Annotated in this window: 18 protein-coding genes and 1 pseudogene; 8 read left to right on the top strand and 11 right to left on the bottom strand. The window is 69.9% G+C overall.

What is annotated here, in order from left to right; genetic code table 11:
• Positions 1–21: 21 nt before the first annotated feature.
• From ACZ48X_RS02135 to ACZ48X_RS02125, 3 genes are all read right to left on the bottom strand, one after another.
• Positions 22–519, bottom strand: coding sequence for a gamma carbonic anhydrase family protein (locus ACZ48X_RS02135; RefSeq protein WP_336351222.1), 498 nt, complete (start codon positions 517–519; stop codon positions 22–24).
• 111 nt (positions 520–630) lie between these two features.
• Positions 631–1,020: a Zn-ribbon domain-containing OB-fold protein gene (locus ACZ48X_RS02130; RefSeq protein ID WP_336351223.1), complete on the bottom strand. Its 390-nt coding sequence runs from the start codon at positions 1,018–1,020 to the stop codon at positions 631–633.
• Positions 1,017–2,183: a thiolase C-terminal domain-containing protein gene (locus ACZ48X_RS02125; protein WP_336351224.1), complete on the bottom strand. Its 1,167-nt coding sequence runs from the start codon at positions 2,181–2,183 to the stop codon at positions 1,017–1,019. Before ACZ48X_RS02125 ends, ACZ48X_RS02130 begins: the two co-directional genes overlap by 4 nt.
• Before the next feature lie 1,385 nt (positions 2,184–3,568).
• Between ACZ48X_RS02125 and ACZ48X_RS02120 the strand changes: the two genes are divergently transcribed.
• Positions 3,569–4,180 (top strand): methyltransferase domain-containing protein, encoded by a 612-nt coding sequence (locus ACZ48X_RS02120; RefSeq protein ID WP_336351225.1) that lies wholly within the window; start codon positions 3,569–3,571, stop codon positions 4,178–4,180.
• A gap of 165 nt (positions 4,181–4,345) precedes the next feature.
• Here the strand turns inward: ACZ48X_RS02120 and ACZ48X_RS02115 are convergent, their stop codons facing one another.
• The 4 genes and pseudogenes from ACZ48X_RS02115 to ACZ48X_RS02100 form a co-directional block, all read right to left on the bottom strand.
• Entirely contained in the window at positions 4,346–5,329 is a 984-nt protein-coding gene (locus ACZ48X_RS02115) for a hypothetical protein (RefSeq protein ID WP_336351226.1), read from the bottom strand.
• 50 nt (positions 5,330–5,379) lie between these two features.
• On the bottom strand, positions 5,380–6,744 hold the full coding sequence (locus tag ACZ48X_RS02110; RefSeq protein WP_336351227.1) for a PQQ-binding-like beta-propeller repeat protein: 1,365 nt from the start codon (positions 6,742–6,744) through the stop codon (positions 5,380–5,382).
• 88 nt (positions 6,745–6,832) lie between these two features.
• Positions 6,833–9,187: a type B DNA-directed DNA polymerase gene (locus ACZ48X_RS02105; protein ID WP_336351228.1), complete on the bottom strand. Its 2,355-nt coding sequence runs from the start codon at positions 9,185–9,187 to the stop codon at positions 6,833–6,835.
• Between the two features lie 263 nt (positions 9,188–9,450).
• Positions 9,451–9,726, bottom strand: a pseudogene (locus ACZ48X_RS02100) (DUF8156 family protein); the annotation flags it as partial.
• Positions 9,727–10,150: 424 nt separating this feature from the next.
• Here ACZ48X_RS02100 and ACZ48X_RS02095 point away from each other — a divergent pair.
• The gene (locus ACZ48X_RS02095; RefSeq protein ID WP_336351229.1) at positions 10,151–11,851 is read left to right on the top strand and encodes a histidine kinase N-terminal 7TM domain-containing protein; all 1,701 of its coding nucleotides are present in this window, start codon (positions 10,151–10,153) and stop codon (positions 11,849–11,851) included.
• Positions 11,852–11,933: 82 nt separating this feature from the next.
• On the opposite strand, the gene ACZ48X_RS02090 is transcribed toward ACZ48X_RS02095, so the two are convergent.
• From ACZ48X_RS02090 to ACZ48X_RS02080, 3 genes are all read right to left on the bottom strand, one after another.
• Positions 11,934–12,251, bottom strand: coding sequence for a hypothetical protein (locus tag ACZ48X_RS02090; protein ID WP_336351230.1), 318 nt, complete (start codon positions 12,249–12,251; stop codon positions 11,934–11,936).
• Positions 12,229–12,831 carry a hypothetical protein gene (locus tag ACZ48X_RS02085; RefSeq protein ID WP_336351231.1) on the bottom strand — a complete coding sequence of 201 codons (603 nt, stop codon included), beginning with the start codon at positions 12,829–12,831 and terminating at the stop codon, positions 12,229–12,231. The genes ACZ48X_RS02090 and ACZ48X_RS02085 overlap by 23 nt, the downstream gene beginning before the upstream one ends.
• A 63-nt stretch (positions 12,832–12,894) precedes the next feature.
• Positions 12,895–13,851, bottom strand: coding sequence for a hypothetical protein (locus ACZ48X_RS02080; protein WP_336351232.1), 957 nt, complete (start codon positions 13,849–13,851; stop codon positions 12,895–12,897).
• Between the two features lie 238 nt (positions 13,852–14,089).
• Here ACZ48X_RS02080 and ACZ48X_RS02075 point away from each other — a divergent pair, with 238 nt between their 5' ends.
• The 6 genes from ACZ48X_RS02075 (at position 14,090) to ACZ48X_RS02050 (ending at position 18,976) form a co-directional block, all read left to right on the top strand.
• Positions 14,090–14,467 carry a hypothetical protein gene (locus tag ACZ48X_RS02075; RefSeq protein WP_336351233.1) on the top strand — a complete coding sequence of 126 codons (378 nt, stop codon included), beginning with the start codon at positions 14,090–14,092 and terminating at the stop codon, positions 14,465–14,467.
• Between the two features lie 80 nt (positions 14,468–14,547).
• The gene (locus tag ACZ48X_RS02070; RefSeq protein ID WP_336351234.1) at positions 14,548–16,872 is read left to right on the top strand and encodes a PAS domain-containing sensor histidine kinase; all 2,325 of its coding nucleotides are present in this window, start codon (positions 14,548–14,550) and stop codon (positions 16,870–16,872) included.
• Positions 16,873–16,947: 75 nt separating this feature from the next.
• Complete coding sequence (locus ACZ48X_RS02065; protein WP_336351235.1) at positions 16,948–18,198, top strand: hypothetical protein; 1,251 nt, start codon at positions 16,948–16,950, stop codon at positions 18,196–18,198.
• Positions 18,191–18,319, top strand: a complete 129-nt coding sequence (locus ACZ48X_RS02060; protein WP_336351236.1) for a hypothetical protein — start codon at positions 18,191–18,193, stop codon at positions 18,317–18,319. The genes ACZ48X_RS02065 and ACZ48X_RS02060 overlap by 8 nt, the downstream gene beginning before the upstream one ends.
• Positions 18,312–18,662: an ArsR/SmtB family transcription factor gene (locus tag ACZ48X_RS02055; protein WP_336351237.1), complete on the top strand. Its 351-nt coding sequence runs from the start codon at positions 18,312–18,314 to the stop codon at positions 18,660–18,662. Before ACZ48X_RS02060 ends, ACZ48X_RS02055 begins: the two co-directional genes overlap by 8 nt.
• Positions 18,659–18,976: a DUF7521 family protein gene (locus tag ACZ48X_RS02050; RefSeq protein ID WP_336351238.1), complete on the top strand. Its 318-nt coding sequence runs from the start codon at positions 18,659–18,661 to the stop codon at positions 18,974–18,976. The genes ACZ48X_RS02055 and ACZ48X_RS02050 overlap by 4 nt, the downstream gene beginning before the upstream one ends.
• A gap of 56 nt (positions 18,977–19,032) precedes the next feature.
• Here ACZ48X_RS02050 and thiC read toward each other — a convergent pair whose 3' ends face one another.
• Complete coding sequence (thiC, locus tag ACZ48X_RS02045; protein WP_336351239.1) at positions 19,033–20,517, bottom strand: phosphomethylpyrimidine synthase ThiC; 1,485 nt, start codon at positions 20,515–20,517, stop codon at positions 19,033–19,035.
• Between the last annotated feature and the right edge of the window lie 139 nt (positions 20,518–20,656).

The following is a 20,656-nucleotide window of genomic DNA, read 5'->3' as shown; positions in this document are numbered from 1 at the left end:
CGCCTCCTCCGACCAGCCGCCCTATTCCAGCCCGGCTTGCTTGTACGTCTCGGCGTGCTCGACGTAGAGCTCGTGGACGCGCTCGATCTCGGCCTGCTGGGCGTCCTCGAGCGGTCGCGTCGACGCCGGGACGCCGTAGGCGACGTGACCCGCTGGAATCGTCTGGCCTTCGGTGACGACGCAGCCGGGGGCGACGATGCTGCCGGACTCGACGTGGGCGTCCTGCTGGAGGGTGCTCGACATCCCGACGAGCGACCCGTCCTCGACCGTGGCGTAGTCGATGACGACGTTGTGTCCGACGGTGACGCCGTCGCCGAGCGTCGCGCCGTGGAGCATCGAGAACTCCTGCACGTTCGTCTCCTCGCCCACGACGACGCCTTCGCGGTCGCCTCTGAGGCAGACGAACGGCCAGAGGCTCGCACGAGAACCGACCGCGACGTCACCGACCAGGTACGCCATCTCCGAGACGAACGCCGAATCCGCGACCGACGGCCCTTCGCCCATGACATCTCGTTGCATACGTGCGAGGAACGCGGCCGGTCCACTTGAACGTACGTGCATCCCGGTCCGCGTCGACCCGGGGTCCGGAAACCTCACTCCGCAGCGGCGCGTCGCTCCCGGAGGAACTGCTTACTGCGGTTCGAAGACGAGCGTTGGCCGGTCGCGGTCGTCGGACCGCTCGACGCCGACGGTCACCTCGGTCCCATGCTCGACGGCGTCCGGCGTCGTCTCCACGACGACGCCCGTCAAGGTGACCGGGCCGAAGTCGGCGAGCGCGCTGACGTATGGCACGCGGTCCTCGAAGGCCGGCGTGGCGACGTGCACCACCGTCTGCGCCCGGATGCGCCCGATTTCGGGGATGGCGCGAGTGGTGAGCGACTGCGCGCCACAGTCCGGACAGACGCGACGCGGTGGCACCGACCCGTGACCATCCGGGCACTCGAGGTAGAAGCCCTCACCCGCTTCGATGGCCGCACAGAACGCCTCGTAGGACTGGACAGGCGTCTCCTGCTCGCTCATGACACCACCTCCAGGACGTGAACGGTCGTACTGGCGACGGTCCCGCCCGCGCTGTGCGTGACGCCCGTCGTGGCGTCGGCGACGTACTCGCTGTTGGGGTGGTCGCCGCGGAGGAGGCGCGTCATCTCGACGACCTGACTCGCGCCGGTCGCCCCGACCGGATGCCCCTTCGCCTTCAGGCCACCCGAGCAGTTCACCGGCAGTTCGCCGTCGCGCCAGGTCTCGCCCCGGCGAGCGGCCCCGATCGCCTCGCCCGGTTCGTAGAGCCCCAGGCCCTCGAGCGCGAGCACCTCCGCGACCGTGAAGCAGTCGTGCACCTCGACGAGGCCGACGTCGTCCGCCCTGATGCCGGCGTCCTCGTACGCTTCGCGCGCCGCGCGTTCCGTCGCTGGCGTCCGACTGAGCGACTCGCGGTTCTGGAGCGCGAGGCTGTCCGTCCCCTGCCCGGACCCGGTCACCGCCACGGGCGCCTCGAGGTCCGCCGCAGCAGCGTACTCGTCGCTGACGAGGACGAGCGCACTGGCGCCGTCGGTCACCGGACACGCGTCGAGCAAGCCCAGGGGTGCCGCGACCGTCGGCGCGTCCAGCACGTCGTCGACGGTCACCGTCGACTGGAACTGCGCGTACTCGTTCTCGACCGCGTGGGCGTGGTTCTTCACCGCGACGTGCGCGAGGTCGCGCGACGACCCGCCGTACGTTCGGAGGTAGGCGTCCGCCATGAGCGCGTACGCGCCAGGGAACGTCACCCCGGTACCCACCTCGTGGATGGCGTCCGCGGCAGTTGCGAGCATCGCCGTCGCCTCCCCAGTCCCGACGTGGGTCATCCGTTCGGCACCGCCGACGAGCACGACGTCCGCGTCGCCGTGTTCGATGGCTCGTACCGCGTGCCTGACCGCCACGCCGCTGGACGCACACGCGCTCTCGAACCGGGTCGCCGGCGCGGACACGCCGAGGCTCTCCGCGACCAGCGGGCCGTGATGGCCCTGGCCGTCCGCGAGTTCCCCGACGAAGTTCCCGAAGTAGACCGCGTCGACGGCGTCACCGCCCACGGCCGCGTCACTCATCGCCTCCACGCCTGCGTCGGCGAAGAGCTCGCGTATCGTCCGGTCACCGTGGTCTCCGAACGGCGTGAGCCCTACGCCAGCAACTCTCACACTCTGCATACACACCAGCCGTTCCGACCCGGGGTTGAAATATGTTCCTACGCGCTACGACACCTCGGAGGCCCGCTTCCCACGACGCCCACGGCGACGACGGCCCGCTTCCCACGACGCCCACGGCGACGACGGCCCGCTTCCCACGACGCCCACGGCGACGACGGGTCGATGCCGTCGGTCGCGGCCGGGCATCGAGCGCTTACACTCCCGGAAGATTCGTCTCTGCGGGATTTTATGTTATCAGCGTCCATCTGGCGTCACCACGCGACCCCGCCAGTATCGCTGTCGGGCATTTGTGGCAAGATCGAGGCGCACCCGGGCGTGCGCTACGAGCCGTGCGAAGTGGGGTTGCCGTCCGAGAACAACCGCAGCGGGTGCGCCGGAGAGCGCGACAGCACGCGAGACTCCGCATGCGTGCACCCATACCAGCGAGACCACGGTCCGATTCGCGAGATGGGGATGGGCCCCGTGCCGGCCGCTGCCGCGAGCGCGACCACGTGCCGCCATCGCTTGCGTGGAGACGGCCCGGCCCTGTTCGAGCGGAAACGCGGTTCTCTGTCCACGCGGCGTCGAAGTCGACGGACAGCGTCGGCCCGAGTACTCGACGAGGGGCACGGGTTGACCCAGGGTGGACGGCTACCGGACCGGCCGTGGAACGCACATAGTTCTGTCACAATTCGCGCCCGACGATTCGACACTCGCGAACGAACCACTGACTGGCACGGACCGCTTCGAATCCTCCTGGAGACCTCCCGAGCGTGCCCGTCCACCGACCGAAGGCGGGAGTCTATCACGGGGGACCCAATCATTATTTTTCTCTGATTGGATTCCATAACACCCAGTTAACGTATATTTATTGGTGGCTCTGTAGCGCTCCAGCCCGTGAAGTTCGACCCGCGGGAATCCTCGTCTGCCAGCAAGACGCCAGAACGCGCACCAGCCGTGACATTCAGGGGATGGTATCGGCAGCGACCTGTGTTCGCTGTCGATGCTGATCGGCGGGAGCACCGTCTCGGTGTCGACGCTGCCGAGAGCAGGGAACCCCGAACGCGACAGCATCCGTTCGAAGCGTCTTCTCCGCGATATCGGGGGTATTCGAGGGTGCAGTGTGGCCTCCCTTCGCGGCGACGGGTCGAGTCGTCACCGGAACTGAAAACGAATCCTACCATCCAGATTTGAATATATGGTTTCTTATATTTCTGGATTCGCGCTGCGGGGATGTCGAGGTCGGGTCCGACATCGTGGTCCACGACGCTGTGACCAACTCGGGTCGGCAAGCGGCGTGGCAGCCACCGATTCGCTATCGGCGGAGCCGGTGGCATGAGCGCCACGCCGTCGTCGTCGACCCGACCGACGCAATCCACTTGCCGGATCGACGCCTACTCGTCGTCGTGGACGACGTACTCACCGACCTGGACCGGACGAAGGTCGACGCGAGCGACGACGACGCGTTCTACGGCCGGCCGCGGTTCGTCACGCACGCCGACGACGGCTTCCTCGACCGACTCACGGACCTGTACGCGGCCGTGTCGACCGACGGCGACCGCGTGTTCGACGCGATGAGCAGCTGGGTGTCCCACCTCCCGGCGTGCGACTACGAGCGCGTCGTCGGCCACGGCCTGAACGCCGCGGAACTCGACGCGAACGACGCGCTCGACGAGTGGTTCGTCCAGGACCTCAACGACGACCAGGCGCTCCCGCTCGACGACGACGCGTTCGACCTCCTCTGCTGTGCACTCTCCGTGCAGTACCTCCAGTACCCCGCCGCGGTCTTCCGCGAGTTCGCGCGCGTCCTCGCCCCCGACGGCGCGCTCGTCGTCAGCTTCACGAACCGGATGTTCCCCACGAAAGCCGTCCGCGCGTGGCGCCGGGCTTCCATGGACGAGCGCGTCGCCCTCGTCGAATCCTACTGCCGGGCCGCCGGCCTCGTGGTCGCGGACGTCGTGCGCGAACGCCCCGCGACCGACCCCTTCTACGCCGTGGTCGCACGCCACGCGAACTGACCCGCAGTCCACTCACCCGCCACGGCGACCACCAGAAGACGAGCGCACCCCATCACCCGTGTCGACCGGCGCCCACAGCCGTCGCGTTAGCCCGTTCCCAGCCCCTCTCGAAGGGTGATGGCAGCAGCCAAGAAACAGTCCCTCTCGAGCGTGCGAAATCCGGGATCAGGGGATCAGTAGTCCACCGGACGACGGCTGCAGCGCGATGAAGTGCTTCCGTTCGATCTGGAGGCCCTCGCCGACGAACAGCCGCCAATCGTACTGCCCGGACTCGAGGTCCAGGGCGGTGAGGTCGACTTCGAAGACGTCGTCTTCGGGCGACTGCGTCCCCGCCTGCGTCGCGAGAGGGTCGAAGTAGCTCTCTCCCACGTACAGCGCCACGTTCCACGACTCGTTGGTCGACGGCTGGCGCGTGACGTACAGCGTCTCCCGCGTCTGTTCGGCCCCCCAGTGGTAGTTGATTCCGTAGACGAAGCCGTCCGTCGTCCCGATGCGCGTGCCGTCTTCGAGCAGTTCGATCACGTACTCGCCGAACGCTTGCGTCCGGAACAGGTCGGTGTCGCCCCGCCACGCGCCCGCCAGCATGACGTCTTCCTGTTGGCCAACCGGCCCCAGTTCGATGGCCGACGGCGGCACGCCCTCGGATTCGGTGTCGATGCTCCAGGTCGACACGCTGAACCGTTCGCTGTCGGCGTCCGGTTCGAACGTCGCTGCCTTGTCGAGCGTGACGTTCCGAACGCGGAGCGACCGATTCGTGCCGCCACCGAACGCGACCCCGTCGTCCGGTATCGACGCGAAGTGGAGGTCCTGCGAGGTGTGGGTGCCGCCGCCGTCCGCCGGCCCCCAGCTGCTCCCGGAACCGCCACCGTGTTCGAGTAACTCCGGCGTCCGGTCGACGGACTGTTCGACGACGACCGCCTCCTCCGCAGCGAATCCGCCAGCGTACTCGAGCGCCTCGGACTCGGTCGCGAAGAGGTCGTCGGAGTCGCCGTCCTCCTCGCTGGTGGCCGTGGCGTCCGGTTCGCTCTCCGTCCGTCGTGTCGTCGTCCCCGTCGGCGTCCCCGTCGCCGTCTCCCCACCGTTGTCCAGTCTGAGACAGCCAGCGACGGACGACGCGGAGAGTGCAGCAACGAGATGTCGGCGCTTCATACGGATACCTTCCAGTCGACCCTTATCAACGTTCGCCGTCGCGGAACGAGCTACGTCGTCCGGAGCGCCATCAGGTGGTACTTCCAGTCCTCGCTGGTCCGGTACATCACGTAGACGTCGCCGTCGACGACCGCGGGCGTCATCGGAATCTCGGGCGTCGGAATGGACCACTGCGGGTCGCCCGTGTTCGCATCGACCGCCACCAGACCGGGGTCGTTCCCCGTCGAACCGACGACGATCGTCTCGCCGACCCGAACTGGCGACCCCCTCTGGGACCGAGCGCCTCGCCCGGTGTATCGCCAGCGGCCGGCGCCGTCGGTGCCGAGACAGAAGAGGCCGTCCGACGTCCTGTACGTGACCGTGTCGTCCGTGGCAATCACCGAACAGTCGGTCCCGTTCAGCGTCTCGTACGTCCATCGCGTCCCCCCAGTTTCGGGGTCGAGCGCGAACAGCGACGGTGCGTCCCGGGTGTCGTTCGTCGTCGCGTAGACCGCGTTGCCCGTGACGGTGGGCGCCCCAGCGACCTGCGCGTCGACGGCGCGCCACAGCACCTCGCCAGTGTTCGCGTCGAGTGCCTGAACGCCCGCCGCCGCCCGCTTGTCCCCGGCGACGTAGACGCGGCCGTTCCCCACGGCGCACGACTCGAGGCCCCGTCCGTCGAGTCTCGTCTTCCAGCGCGTCGTCCGAGCAGCGGTGTCGAGAGCCCAGACGACGCTCTCCGCGTCGGTATCGGCGATCCACGACGTCCCGTAGAGCACCCCGTCCTCGTGCCGAACGGGACCCATGTTTCCCACGCCCGCCGCGGGTTCCATGCGCCACCGTTCCTCCCCCGTCTCCGCGTCGAACGCGAAGACGCGCCCGCCTTCCGCGCCGATCTCGGCGGTGAAGTACACCGTCCCGTCGACGACGAGTGGATTCCGGACGTTGATGACGCCCGACAGTGACGAGTCGGTCGTCCACGCCTGCTCGCCGGTCGTACGGTCCAACGCACGAAGCCCCTCTCGTCCCTCCCCACCGACGAAGACGTGCGAGTCCGAGAGCACGACCGCCGTCGATACCGGGGCCACGTCCTCCTGTCGCCACGCGACGCAGGCAGCGGACGTCCCCACCGATTCCTCGGGGACGTACCCCGTGCTGGCAGCGTCGCTCTGTGGCTGGCCCCAGTCGTCCGTGGCCGCTCCCGAGAGCGACCGGTCGGCCGGACACGCCAGATCCTCGAGCGTCGCCCGGGACGTCTCCGTCGACTCCTCGGTCTCGGTGGCCGTCGTCGACGCCGTCGCCGGATCCGTCGCCGTTCGAGTCGCCGACTCGCGCTCCGTCGACGCTGCAGTGTCGGTTCCCCCGTCGTTCAACCGCAGACACCCCGTCAAGCTGACCCCCAACCCGGCCGCCGTCAACATCGCCCGTCGCTTCATGGAGAACCCCACCGAAGGACGCGATATAGGAGTTTTGGGCGACCCACTCGACGTCCGGGAGCGGGCTGGCTCTCGAAGCCGTCGGCGCTCAGTCCTCGCTGTAGCTCCCGATGCTCGCGTTCTCGTGCCCGTGGATGGCGTCCCGGACGTCCTCGCGGCTCCAGTCGAGCGGTCCGAGGACGTCCGCGACGGCGCGCACTAACTGGGTGGCGTAGTGGTCGGCGTCGTACCGGTCGACGTCCTCGCTGGCGAGGCGGACGCGCTCTCTGGTCGTCTTGTCGGCGTCGACGACGACGTACTCGACGTCGCGGCCGGGTCCAGCGGGGACGCCCTGCTCGCGGGCGCGGTCGAGCGCGGCGGTGGCGTCCGTGTACCGCTGGTAGGCGTCCGCGGGCTTGCTGGTGCGGCGGCGCGCGACGAGGCGGTCGGGGTCGACGTCGCCCCGGCGGAGGCGGTCGACGGCCTCCCGTGCGCGTTCGGCGACCGCTCGGGGGTCGTCGGTCGCGTCGAGGACGCGCAGGCACTCGCGCTGGACGTCCGCGACGAACTCGGGGGTGTTCCGGCGGCGCGCGGCAACGCCACGGAGTTTGAACGCGTCGCTGAACGCGTCGCGGTCGCCTGCGGGGACCGCGTCGGGGGCGTCCGCGCGCTTCGCGACGTACTTCGTGAGCGCTCCGCCCTCCTTGTCGGCGAGCGGGCAGAACGCCACCCAGTCGTAGTGCGCCTCGTGCTCCAGGCGGACGTCGACGGCGTCGGTTATCTCGCTCGCGAGCGCGTCGAGCGGTTCGCGGGCGGCGTCGTCGACGTCGGGCGCGGGCGTCACCCAGATGGAGTCGACGATGCCGTGGAGGACGCGCCACCCGCCCGCTTCGAGGCGCTCCTTCGCGGAGAGCAGTATCTCGCGAGCGTAGGCGTTGATGGCCTCGTGGCACTCGATGCGGCCGAACTTCGCGTTCGAGAACCCCTGGTAGCCGAAACACGAGACGAGGATCCACTTCAGCGCCGACGACCGCCCCTCGAGGTCGGCGATGCGCTCGCGGTCGGGGTCGTCGCTCGCGCGCTCCGCGGCGATGGCGGCCTTGTAGTCGTCGCGGTCGTCGACGATCGGCTGGAGGACGTCGGGAAGGTAGCCGTCGCGGTCGCAGACCGCGTACCCGAGTCCGGGGACGTCCTCGCGGTGGCGGTGACAGTGACAGCGGATGGTGTCCGGGCTGACGTTCCGCGTGCAGATGACGTTCGGGTAGAGACTCGAGAAGTCCAGTTCGTGCACGTCCCGATGGCGGCCGACGGCGGGCGAGAGCGTGAGGCCGCCGCGGTCCGCGTCGTGGAGCGTCCGCATCGACGCGAACTCCTCGTGACGCCACGCGTGCCACGGCACCACGACCCCGCGGTCGCGGGCCTCGCGGATCTGGATGGCGGTGAGGACGTTCCCGATGCTCGCCCACGCCGCCTCCTGGAGGGGCTTGTGCGAGCGCGCGACGAGGTCGAGGACGCCGTCGATGCTCGTCTCGTTCACGAAGAACGTGTTCGACAGGTCGACGATAGCACGCCCCGGGACCGCGTACCGCGCGGGCGAGTGCCCGACCTGCCCGTAGCTCGTGAACGTCGACTCGCCCGCGAGCTCGCGATAGCCGGGGCGGCGCCCGAGCGCGTACTCGCCAGCGGGCGCGTCGCTGGCTGCCGCCAGTCGCGGGACGAGCTTCGCGGTGTCGAGCACGAGCACGTCCGGGTCCGCCGCTTCGATTCGGGATTCGACGGCTGCGGCGACGTGCGCGGGGTCGCCAGAGACGCGGTCGCCCTCGACGGAACCGCCGGTCGCGGTTCCGTCCGCTCGTCGCGTCGACGACGCGACGTTGTCGACGACGAGCGCGCCGTACGCGTCGCTCCCGCGCTCGCCCTCGGGGACCTCGACCGCGAACGTCTCCGGGTCGCGTGCGGGCGTCGGGTTCGTGGGCGCGGACGCGAACTCGCCGTCCGCGGCCCGCGCACGCCGGCTGGACCCGGCGCCCCCGACGACCCGTCCGCCGCCCTCGCCGAGCGCGTCCAGATGGTAGCGAAAGCCCGGGGAGAGGTCGACGTCGTAGCACGCGAAGTCCCCCGTCGGCGCGACTTCGTGGGCTTGCCGCGCGAGCGACCGCACGCGGTCGACGTGCGTCGCGTCCACCGCAAGCAAGCGCTCCGGTGGCCGCCCGAAGTACGTGCGCTTGTGGACGAACGACGTCCCGAGGACGTCCGGGTGCGCCTCGTAGTGCGCGCGCAGGTCCACGAACCGCCCGCGGTCGTCCGCACCGTCCCGCAGCCGGCCGTCGCCGTCGCGACGCCCGCGGACGCCCACGTAGAACCGCGGCGCGTACGCTCGCGTCACCGCCGACGCACCATCCTCGGGGTCGAGGGTCCACGCTCGAACGCGGCCGTCGTCGCGGAAGTCCGTGACGAACGCCACGCCTACGCACCCCCATCGACGTCGTCCGCGTCGCCCGAGGGCTCGGCGTCGTCCGCGCAGTCGGCGTCGTCCGCGCAGTCGGCGTCGTCCGGACGGTCCAGGTCGGGGACCTCGGCGTCGCCGAGCCGGTTCGCGAGCGCGGTCACCGCCGGCGGGTAGTCCGCCGCGTCGAGCTCGTGGTCGAGCGCCGCCGCGTCCACCGCCGCCTCGACGTCGTCGACCCGTCCCTCGAGACGGTCGAGTCGGCCGTCGATGCGGTCCAGTCGGTCCGCGACCGCGGCGAGTTCGTCCGCCAGCCCCTCGCGCTCGCGCTCGGCGTCGTCGTGCCGGCGTTCCTGTTCGAGCGCGATACCGACGAGCGCCGCGACGAGCGGGTTCCGGTGGTTGCGCGCCCCGGCGGCGTCGGCGTGCTCGCGAGCGTACCCGAACAACCGGTCGAAGCGCTCGCGGTCCCGGCGCCGGAGCGCGCGCCGGTACGGCGACCAGCGCTCCTCGATGGCCGACAGCGCGTCGCGGTACGTCGGGTTCGTGCGACCCATCACGCACCACCCCCGCGAGCGCGGCGGGCGGTCGGCCTGGCGAACGCACGGCGGGGTGGTCCGCGGGCGAGCGCGCTGCTAGCTGTCGGACGGGCGATGCGAGACGGCGAGTGGAGGCGGTCGTCGTCGCGGGACGAGTACTGCATACTCGAGGCGACGACCACCACGCACGTAACCGACGGCGTGTCGTTTCCGGAAACTTCCGGAAAACGCTATTCCGGCGACGACGCCGACGCTGAGCGTTCTACGTTCGATTCCAGGGTTTCCGGAAAGCGATTCGTCGATGGCGTTCGACGGCGGCGCGCGGTCGAACTCGTTCGTCGGCGACTCGCACGCGAGGTACGCCGCCGGCTCCGCCGACGGCCGAAACGGTATTGTACCCGAGCATACACGTGTATGCCACACCTTTGCACGGGGATGAGTCATGAGTCAGGGGGCACAGTCGATGGCGTTCCTGATGTTCCTCTCGACCATCCCCATCATCGGCGTGACCGTCTACGTTTTCCGCAACCGTGGACAGCCCGGTGCCAGTGGATTACTGCTCTGTCTGGTCGGAATGATCGGGTGGTCGCTGCTGCTGATGCTGATCACGTGGCCGACGCGAATCCTCCCGGTGCACCTGAACATCACCGTCCGGTTCTTCTTCCAGCTCCTCGTGACGTTCGGGTGGCCGCTGTTCGTCCTCGAGTACCTGCGCCGCGACCGAATCCGAATCCCGCGCTGGATCGTTCCCATCGCACTCGTCATCCCCGTCATCACGCTCGCGCTCTCGGTGACGAACCCCATGCATCACCTCGTCGTCGACGCCGCCACGCCCACGAACCCCACCGGCATCAGCGAGTTCGTCCTGAACCCGTGGTACTACGTCCACATCGCGTTCGCGAGCGTCCTCGCGATGCTTCCAATTGGCCTCCTCGTCGCCGACTTCCGGGGCGCGCACGGCGTCCACCGCCAACAGCTCGTCTTCCTCATGGCCGGCTGGGTCATCGGCTTCCCGGGCGCGCTCCACACGCACCTGTTCAGGCACATCGACGCCATCCCCACCTACGTCGACCTGACACCGATGGCGTTCCTCGTGACCGCGCTCCTCTGGGGGCTCGCGCTCGAACAGCACCAGCTGTTCAGTCTCGTCCCGGTGAGCCGTCGCACCGCCGTCGAGACCCTCACCGACCCCGTGCTGACGGTCGGCCAATCCGAGCAGGTCGTCGACGCGAACCAGGCCGCAGCGGCGTTCTTCGGCGCCGACACGGAACTCGTCGGGAACAGTACCGACGCCCTCTGCCGGACGTATCCTGCGCTCCGACCGCTGCTGGTGGACGGCGACGACCCCGCGGAGCTGACCGTGGCTGCCGGCGGCGACACCAGGCAGTTCGTCCCGCAACGACAGCCGATAACGCGCGGCAACCGGAGCGTCGGGACGCTGTACGTGTTCCGGGACGTGACGGAGCTTCGCGAACGCGAGACGGACCTCGAGCTCCTGAACGAGGTGTTCGCGCGCGTGTTCCGGCACAACTTCCGGAACAGCCTCAACCTCATCGAGGGGCACGCGACCCGGATCGGGAACGCGGATTGTGCCGACGCGCACGCGACCTCCGTCGAGCACATCAAGGAGACGAGCCAGCAGTTGCTCGCGCACAGCGAGAAGGCGACTGTGCTCCGGAACCTCATCAACGAGGACCAGCCGTCGGAGCGGACCGACCTCTCCACGCTCGCCCGAGGGCACGCGTCGCGCGTCGCCGCGGAGACGCCGGCGACGGTCCGGACCGAGATCGACGACGACGTCACCGCCGAGGGGCATCCGCTCGTCACGAACGCCATCGAGGAGCTCCTGGAGAACGCCATCGAGCATCATACCGGCCCCGAACCCCCGCAGATTGCGGTCGGCGTCCGGTCGACCCCGGACGAGAGCGTCGTATACGTCGAGGACGACGGCCCGGGTATCGACGAGAGCGAGCTCGATGCGCTCGACCGGCGTACCGAGACGGCGCTCAGGCACGGTTCCGGCGTCGGGCTGTGGCTGGTCGACCTCATCGTCCGCCAGTCCGGGGGTTCGTTCACCATCACCGACGCCGTCGACGTCGCCGGGACGCGTGCGACGGTCCGGTTCCCGCGACCAGACCAGTAGCGTACCGGACCGCGTGCCGCCGTGGGGCGGCGACGGCACGCGGTCGCGACCGCGGACCGCAGAACGAGCGTGCCGCTCGACGCTACTCGTCGACCGGGGTGTCCTCGCCGTCCACGAGGTCCGCGTCACCGGTTCCGCCGTCGGCGGCGTCCGTGGACTCGCGGTCGGCGGCGGTCATCGCTTCGCCGAACGCCGCGACGCGACGCTCGTGACCCGGCGGCGTCTCGGTCTCGCGCGCGCTCTCCAGTTGCGCGTTCACGACGCGGTTCTGTTCCGCGCCCCAGACCGCCGGGGGCTGCTCGCGGACGTACTCGACCCAGCGCTTCACGTCCTCCAGCCGCGACGCTCGATTCGCGCGATGCTTCGCGTCGAGCGCGTCAGATCGACTTGAGTCGCTCATACTCGTTACTCACCCCGAGCCGCTCGCTCCATGTTTCGAGGTGTGTCGTCCTAAGGCTTTCCTCGAACAGCGCGTACAGGTGCGCCGCATCCTCGAAGTCCTTCTGCGCGCCGAGCCGGAGCTTGTACGCGATCTGGAGTTCGAGCGGGCCGACGGGTATCGTCGCGTCGCCGACGTGCGCGTCGATGGCGTTCCGGAGCGACGCGCGGTCGAACTCGTCGGTCGGGAACTTCACCTCGAGATGCGGCGTCATCTGCCCGTCGGGCGCGACCCAGATGTTCGTCCCGGCGTCGAGGTTCCCGTGGAGGTCGTCGAGCGGTGCCGCCGGCCCCCAGTACCCTTCGGCCTCGAGGGTCGCGACGAGTTCGTCGGCCTCGTCGGCGGCGAGCGGTTCGACGAGCACGTCGATGTCGTCGGTCGCGCGCGCTCTCCCGGTGAGAATCGCGACGTACCCCGCGACGAACGCGTGTTCGACGTCGAGCCGCGAGAGAATCGTGGAGAACGCGATGGCGAGGTCGTCGAGTTCGTTGGGTGGTCGTTCGACCACGAGTTCGCCGTCGCGGAGGGAGACGCCGCCCATGCGTCGCCTTGCGCGGGCAGCCTGATAAAGAACGGTCCCGCGGCTGCTAGCGGCGTGGTTCGTTCAGCGCCCGTGCTGCCAGGGCGAGAGCAGGTGTTCGTGTGCGGCGCCGTGTCCGTGGGGGCTGGCGGCGAGGGTGTTGTCGGCGTCGCCGAACCGCGTCGAGGCCGCGCTCGGCCCGGACGACCGGGTGGTGTCGGCGTTCGCGCTCGGCGTCGCGCTTGCTGGCTGGACGCCGGCGGCGCTGGCGCGCTGGTGGAGGACGGTCCGCCAGTACGAGAGCGTCGTCTGGAGGGTGCCGTCGGCTTGCGGGTAGACGAGCGTCTCGGTGTCGTCGCCGACGAACCGCGGGCCCTGCGCGGTCTGCTCGCAGCGCAGGCGGTGGTCGGCGGTGCGGGCGACGACGTCGGCGAACGCGTCGCTCCCGTCGTGTGCGGCGTCGGTGGCGTCGGCGACGGTCGCGTCCCGGCCGCCGGCGCGCGTGAGGAGGACGGGCGCGTCGTACGCGTCGCTGTATCGGCGGAGGCGGGCGAGCGTTCGCGCGAGCAGCTGGCGGGCGTGCTCGCGGGGGAGGTCGTCGGCGTCGCGGTACCGGCCGTCGACGACGGGGGCGACGAGGAGCGCGGGCGCGTCGGCCGCGGTGTCGTCGCGAGCGACGAGGTCGGTCGCGGCGTCGGGGACGTCGGCGACGGCGGCGTGATGCTGGTAGGGCGTGAACCCGCGGGCGACGTGGACGCGTTCGAGGAGCCGCCACGTCGGCGCGACCCTGGCGAGCGTCGTGGTGCGCGCGCAGCCGGCGGTGTCCACCCAGAGCGCGGGGCCGTCGCGAGTCAGCAGGTGGTCGAGCGCGAGTGACTGGAGCACGGGGACGCCGCGGCCGTCGACGTCCAGTAGCGTGACGCCGTCGTCGAGCGACGGGAGGACGGGGTCGAGGTGGTCGTCGGCCGCGAGCGCGCGCTCGTTCCGGTCGGCGCCGCGCTCGGGCTGGGTCGGCGCGTCCTGCTGGGTCGAGTCCTGCATGGTCGAGGGAACGACCGCGGTCGGGTTAACGCGAGGCGTGTCGTTTCCGGAAACTTCCGGAAAGCGCCGGGCGCCGTCTCGTCGACCGCGAGCGCCCGCGAGGAGGCCGAATCGTCGTTTCCGGAAAGCGTCCACGGCCGGCGGCGGTCGCGGCGACGACGGGACGAGGTACTTGGGCGAGGGAGGACGCGGTCGTTCCGGGACAAGATACCTAAGCGAGAAAACGGAACAGTCACCCATGCGTCACGTCCCCGACCCGAACGCGGACGACGTGAAGACGCTCATGCCGATAGCCGCCGTCCTCCTGATCGTCGCCGCTATCGGCGGTTTCCTCCTCGTCGGGAGCGGTGGCCCGGTCGCGGTGACGGCGACCGCCGAACCCCGCGATGCACCGCTGAATCCACCGCCGGAAACGTACGACGTCTCCGAGTTCGAGGCGGGCCATCCGGTCCGCGAGGCGGCGGTCGCGGCGCACGACCGGAACGAGTCCGTGGCAGTGAACGGGACGATAACCGACCGGTCGAGGGTGAACGTCGGCAGTGGCGTCGACTCGTCGACGCTCTACGTCCGCGTCGACGGCGACATCGTCACCGTCGAGGTTCGAAAGCGCGGGTAGTGCGCGAACGCCGCGGGTGCGCGGGGGCCCGACCATGGTCGCCCCGGAAGACTCTTTGAGTGAGACTCACTGACTAGGGTATGACCGATGGGGGCAGGGTGGACGTCGACGTCCTCTTCCTGAACCTCGCGGGGACGTCGAACGGCGGTGGAGCACTCCCGGATGACGTACGCGAGGGGTTCTCGGTGCGCCGAGTATCGACGGTGACGACCGCGGTCGACGTCCTCGCCGATAGCACGGTCGCGTGCGTGGTCGTCGCCGGAACGGGGTCGACGGTCGCGGACGCGGTCACGGAGCTCGCTGCCATCGACGATTCGGCGGCGGTGCTCGCCGCGGTCGACGTTTCGACCGACGACGTCGCCGTGGACGCGCTCGAAGCGGGCGCCGACGACCTCGTCCCGGTCGGGAGCGACGACGGCGCGAGCGACGATAGCGACGACGGCGGGAGCGACGATGACGAAAGGAACGGCGACGTCAGGACGCGCGTGGTCGCGAACCGCGTCGAGAACGCGGTTCGGCGACGGCGGAACGCGCGGCAGGCGTCCGTGACCTACGAGAGCCGGGACGCACTGCTGGACGAGGCGAGCGTCCCCGTGCTGTTGGTCGGAGACGACGGGCGCGTCGTGCACGCCACCGGTGGCGCGGCGACGTACCTCGGGTACGGGGACGCGCCAGCGATGATCGGCGAGCGAGTGGAGTCGTTCGTCCACCCCGAGGACCGTGAACGTACGATGCTCGGCCTGTACGACGTCCTCGAGGGCGGGACGTCGACGGCGGAGGTCGAGTTGCGGTTGTTGACCGCGGACGGAGAGATACGGCACGCGGCCGTGACGACGTCGCCCGCGTACTACGACGGCGAACTGGTGGCGCAGACGGTCGCAAAGGACGTGACGGACCGTCACGACCCGGTTCGGGCGCTCACGCGACGCGGTGCGGTGCTTCCGGCCGCGCTCGACGGCCTCGAGGGCCTCCTGTTCGTCGCGGACGCACAGTGGCGCGTCCAGTTCGGGAACGAGCACCTGCGAGAGCTCCTGGGGTACGACGAGGCGACCGTGAAGTCGCTCGACCCGACGTCGCTGTTCCCGTCCGCGGACCGGGACGCCGCGGTGGACGCGCTCGAGACGGCGCTCGACGGGAACGCGGTGGCGTTCGAGACGCGCGTGTCGACGGCGACCGGTGGGCCGATCGACTGCGAGTTCCGACTGCGGCCCGTGGAGAACGACGACGGCGACGTCGTCGGCGTCGTCGGCGTCGGCCAGGACGTCGGCGAGCGAGTGCGTCGGGAGCGAGCGCTCCGGACGCTGAACACGGTCGGGTCGGACCTGAAGACGAGCGAGACGCCGACGGAGGCGAGCGAGCGCACGGTCGCCGCGGCGACCGAGGTCCTCGACATGGAGTTCTGTGGCGTGAGCCTCATCGAGGACGACGACTACCTGGACATCGTCGCGGCGTCGGACGAACTGGAGGAGACGTGGACGATGCGGATGTCGGTCGACGAGGGCGTCGCGGGGTTGACCTACCGGACGGGGCGGTCGTTCCGCGTGGACGAACTCGACGCGTTCGAGGAAGCGGACCCGAAGGGCGAGTTCCACAGCCTCATCTCTGTGCCGGTCGGCGAGTACGGCGTCTTCCAGGCGGTCGCGGACGCGCCGAGTGCGTTCGACGAGACGGACCTGGAGCTCGCGGAGTTGCTCGCGAGACACCTGGCGACGGCGCTGTCACGCATCGACCGCGTGGCGCAGCTCCGCGAGCAGAACGAGCGGCTGTCGGAGTTCGCGAACGTCGTCAGTCACGACCTCCGGAACCCGCTGACGCTCATGCAGGCGGAACTCGAGATGGCCGAGGAGCGCGGCGACCCGGAGGACTTCGAGCGCGTCCGGGACGCTATCACGCGCATGGACGCACTCATCGACGACCTGCTGACGCTCGCTCGCGCCGGCGAGGGCGCTGCGGAGACCGAGCCGGTGGACGTTGCGATGGCGGTGACCGAAGCGTGGGCGCCCGTGTCGTCGACGACGGCGTCGGTATCCGTCGGTGACGTGCCGACGGTCGACGCGGACCCGTCCCGGTTGCGCCAGCTCCTCGAGAACCTGTTCCGGAACGCCGTGGAACATGGTTCCACGAGCAGTCGGACGGAGTCCGACGACGCGGTCGAGCACGCTGGAGCGAACGTCTCGGTGACGGTCGGGGCGCTCCCGGACGACGCAGGGTTCTTCGTCGCCGACGACGGCCCGGGAGTCCCGGCGGAGAAGCGCGAGCGCGTGTTCGAGTCCGGGTACACGACGGCCGAGGACGGAACGGGGTTCGGGCTCCGTATCGTCGAGGACGTCGCGGACGCGCACGGGTGGTCGGTCTCGGTGACCGAGAGCGCCGACGGCGGCGCCCGCTTCGAGTTCCGTACTTGAACCTTCCGACGGCTTGTCGGCGGTGACGAACGCGACCCGGGTATTACTTGTCGAAGGATAGAGGGGAGGACACGCATGGCTGGTGGCTACGACGACGATGGGACGCGGACGCGACGGGACGTCCTCCGGACGGCGGCGGCGGGCGTCGCGGCGAGTGGACTCGGCGCGAGCGCGGGGTGTCTGGCGACGCTCCCGCCGCTCGGTGAACGCGTACAGTTCGGTCGCGTGGACGCGCCAGCGGCCGACGACGCGACGTACGCGACGTGGGCGCCCGACGGCGACGCGATCGACGGGGAGACGACGCTCGACGCCTCGATGGACGTGATGTCCGTCGCACCGGCGGCGCTCCACGCGTCCGAGCTCGGACGGCACGCGTCGTTCCCGGCGACGTTCCTGAAGACGCGCGTCGACTACTTCGGGCACGGGTTCGAGACCTACCGCGGCGCGTTCAGTTACGGGCCCGTGGTCGCGCTCGTCGGCGACGTCGACCGCGAACTGGTCGGGCGGACCGCCGTCGACGGCGGGTACGAGCGAGCGGACGGCTACGAGTCCTACGACGTGTACGAACGCGACGACGTGGCGCGCGCGGCGTTCGTCGGCGACGACGTGGTCGCGTGGGCGCACGGGTCGACCGCGCGGACGGACGTCGGTGCGGTCCTTGACGCTCGCGACGGCCGGATTCCGACGCGCTACGAGCGCGACGACGGGTTCGCGACCGCGGTCGACGCAGTCGGCGAACACCCCTCGACGTGGCTGTTCGAGCAGGAGTCGAACGATATCGAGCGGACGTTCCCGGAGGCGACCCACGTCGGGATGGGGACGACCGCCGACGACGACGGCGTCTACTTCGTGCTGACGTTCTACTTCGATGACGGCGGAACGCCGACGGTGGGAGCGGCTCGGGACGCGATGGAGAAGCGCGACCGAGCGCTGGAGTCGGAGGCGACGGAGGTGTCGGTCGGGGACGCGATGGTCGAGGTGGAGATACAGTTGTCGTGGGCGGCGTACCGACGGGATAGCCCTGCCGCGCTCGACGACTGGCCGCAGGTCACGTGGGGCGTGACGCGCGAGGAGCGGTCGGTGAGCGTCCGGCACGCGGCGGGCGACCCCGTCGACGCCGGCTGGCTCGACGTCTCGTTCTTCCCGGAGGTCGAGTCGCCGCCGGCGCTGTTCGAGTCGGGGACGGTCGGTCCCGGGGACGTGGCGACGCTCGACCGCGACGACGTCCCGGCGGACGCGCGGAAACTGAACGTCACGGCGTCACCGCCCGAGAGCGACTCGATCAGCACGGTGCTATCGGTGGAACTCGACGGCGAGGATGCGTGACCGCGACGGCGTCGACGAATCGGAGCCGCGCGAGTTCGAGGTCGTCGACGACGAACTGGTCGCGTCCCGCGACTCCGGACAGTTTACGAGCGTGGACGTGTCAGCAAGGAACTGTGAGTGAGGACGTGGACCTGGCGACCGTCGTCTCGCTGCTGGACGACGAGTGCGCGCGGGACATCCTGGTCGCGACGAGCACCGCGTCGCTGTCGGCGACGGAGCTCGGGGAGCGACTCGACGCCTCGCTCTCGACGGTCTACCGGCGACTGGAGCGGTTACACGACGCTGGACTCGTCGTCGAGGGGACGCGGCCGCGCGCCGACGGCCACCACGACACTGTGTACAGCGCGGACCTCGACGAGTTCACGGTCTCGCTCGCGGACGACGGCATGGAGTTCGAGCTACGGCGGCGGCGCGAGGACGTCGCGGGACGGCTCGCGCGCCGCTGGGATGACCTGAAACGATGATCTACGTGTACGGCTTCAATCTCGTCGAACTCGCGGTGATAGCGGCCGCGGGCGCGTCGACGCTCGTCGGTCTCTACATCGGGTATCAGGCGTATCGGGCGCTGGAACTGTACGACGACCGGTCGATGTTCTACCTCGCGGTCGGCCTCATCCTCCTGACGGTCGTGACGTACGCGACGGCGTTCGCGGGCACGGTCCTCCTCCGGTTCGAGGTGCTCGCGCTCCCCGCGCAGGACGCGTTCCGGCTCGTCGTCCGCTGCTGTCAGCTCGCGGGCCTGCTCTGTATCGCGTACTCGCTGTCGCTACGGCGGTGACGGCGCGGACGCGCCGGTCGTCGCGAGCGAACCGAGCGAACGAGGGGGCGTCGCTCTCAGTCGCCGCGCTCGACCTCCGCATCCGCGTCCGTGTCCACGTCCGCGTCGTCACCGACGGTAGTGCGTTCGTCGACGTCCGCGGGGAGATCGGGGACGCGACTGGTGTCGTGCTGGCCGACTGGCGGCCGGTTGACGACGGCGGCGTCGCTCGCCGCGAGGTCGGTGTGCTCGCGCTCGTCGGTCATCTCGCCGTCCGCAACCGCCCGCGCATCCTGGTCGATGCGCATCGAGCAGAACTCGACGCCGCACATCGAGCAGAACCTGGCGTCCTTGTAGTTGTCACCGGGCAGGGTCTGGTCGTGGTAGTCGCGAGCGCGGTCCCCGTCGAGCGCGAGGTCGAACTGGCGGCGCCAGTCGAAGTCGTAGCGGGCCTCCGAGAGGGCGTCGTCCCAGTCGCGGGCGCCCGGGCGGTCGTTGGCGACGTCGGCGGCGTGTGCGGCGATCCGGTACGCGGCGAGGCCGTCGCGGACGTCCTCGGCCTCGGGGAGCCCGAGGTGCTCCTTGGGCGTGACGTAGCACAGCATCGCGGCGCCGTGGCGCGCGGCCTCGGTCGCGCCGATGGCGCTCGTGATGTGGTCGTAGCCGGGTGCGACGTCGGTGACGAGCGGGCCGAGGACGTAGAACGGCGCGCCGTCGCAGACCGCCTGCTGGCGCTCGACGTTCTCGCGGATCTCGTCCATCGGAACGTGACCGGGACCTTCGACCATCACCTGGACGCCGCGGTCCTGGGCGTGCGCGGTGAGTTCGCCGAGCGTCTCCAGTTCCGCGTACTGCGCGGCGTCGCTCGCGTCCGCGAGACTCCCCGGTCGGAGGCCGTCGCCGAGACTGACGGTGACGTCGTGCTCGACGAGGACGTCGCAGTAGTCGTCGAAGTTCGCGTACAGCGGGTTCTCCATCGCGTTCTCCTCCATCCACTGCGCGAGGATGGAGCCGCCCCGGGAGACGATGCCGGTGGTGCGGTCGTCCGTGAGCGGCAGGTGCTCCATGCGGACGCCGGCGTGCAGCGTCACGTAGTCCACGCCCTGCTCGGCTTGCTTCTCGACGACGGAGAGGAGGCGTTCGTGCGTGAGGTCGGCGGGGCCGTCGACGCGCGTGAGTGCCTCGTAGATGGGGACGGTGCCGACGGGGACCGGCGAGTGCGCGACGTTCGCCTCGCGGATGGCGTCGAGGTCGTCGCCCGTGGAGAGGTCCATGACGGTGTCGGCGCCGTGGTGGACGGCGGCGTGGAGCTTCTCGAGTTCGCCCGAGCGGTCGCTCGTCGTCTCGGAGTTCCCGATGTTCGCGTTCACCTTCGTCGCGAACTCGCGCCCGATGACCATCGGGTCGAGCGCGTCGTGGTGGACGTTCGCCGGAATGACAGCCTGGCCGTCGGCGACCTGTTCGCGGACGTATCGCGGGTCGACCTGTTCTCGTTCGGCGACGCGTTCCATCGCGTCCGTTATCTCGCCGTCTCGTGCGCGCTGCAGTTGCGTTCGAACCATTCACCACTAGGTGATACCACTTGGTGATAAACATTCGTGTTTCGAGAGCTCGGCGTCGTCGAGAAGCACACCCCACGCTAAGCAAGAGTAAAGGAGCCGAAAGCCCAGATAACGCCCAATCCCGGGCGTGTCAGAACAC

The sequence above is a fragment of the Halorubellus litoreus genome, assembly GCF_055378595.1.
This window is presented reverse-complemented; position numbering and strand designations above follow the sequence as displayed.

Bases quoted from the DNA above. Each gene is read 5' to 3' on its own strand.
- ACZ48X_RS02110 (WP_336351227.1), bottom strand. From the start codon at position 6,744: ATGAAGCGACGGGCGATGTTGACGGCGGCCGGGTTGGGGGTCAGCTTG.
- ACZ48X_RS02085 (WP_336351231.1), bottom strand. From the start codon at position 12,831: ATGGGCGGCGTCTCCCTCCGCGACGGCGAACTCGTGGTCGAACGACCA.
- ACZ48X_RS02130 (WP_336351223.1), bottom strand. From the start codon at position 1,020: ATGAGCGAGCAGGAGACGCCTGTCCAGTCCTACGAGGCGTTCTGTGCG.
- ACZ48X_RS02095 (WP_336351229.1), top strand. From the start codon at position 10,151: ATGAGTCAGGGGGCACAGTCGATGGCGTTCCTGATGTTCCTCTCGACC.
- ACZ48X_RS02050 (WP_336351238.1), top strand. From the start codon at position 18,659: ATGATCTACGTGTACGGCTTCAATCTCGTCGAACTCGCGGTGATAGCG.
- ACZ48X_RS02080 (WP_336351232.1), bottom strand. From the start codon at position 13,851: ATGCAGGACTCGACCCAGCAGGACGCGCCGACCCAGCCCGAGCGCGGC.
- ACZ48X_RS02115 (WP_336351226.1), bottom strand. From the start codon at position 5,329: ATGAAGCGCCGACATCTCGTTGCTGCACTCTCCGCGTCGTCCGTCGCT.
- ACZ48X_RS02065 (WP_336351235.1), top strand. From the start codon at position 16,948: ATGGCTGGTGGCTACGACGACGATGGGACGCGGACGCGACGGGACGTC.
- ACZ48X_RS02090 (WP_336351230.1), bottom strand. From the start codon at position 12,251: ATGAGCGACTCAAGTCGATCTGACGCGCTCGACGCGAAGCATCGCGCG.
- ACZ48X_RS02060 (WP_336351236.1), top strand. From the start codon at position 18,191: ATGCGTGACCGCGACGGCGTCGACGAATCGGAGCCGCGCGAGTTCGAG.
- ACZ48X_RS02125 (WP_336351224.1), bottom strand. From the start codon at position 2,183: ATGCAGAGTGTGAGAGTTGCTGGCGTAGGGCTCACGCCGTTCGGAGAC.
- ACZ48X_RS02070 (WP_336351234.1), top strand. From the start codon at position 14,548: ATGACCGATGGGGGCAGGGTGGACGTCGACGTCCTCTTCCTGAACCTC.
- ACZ48X_RS02135 (WP_336351222.1), bottom strand. From the start codon at position 519: ATGCAACGAGATGTCATGGGCGAAGGGCCGTCGGTCGCGGATTCGGCG.
- thiC (WP_336351239.1), bottom strand. From the start codon at position 20,517: ATGGTTCGAACGCAACTGCAGCGCGCACGAGACGGCGAGATAACGGAC.
- ACZ48X_RS02075 (WP_336351233.1), top strand. From the start codon at position 14,090: ATGCGTCACGTCCCCGACCCGAACGCGGACGACGTGAAGACGCTCATG.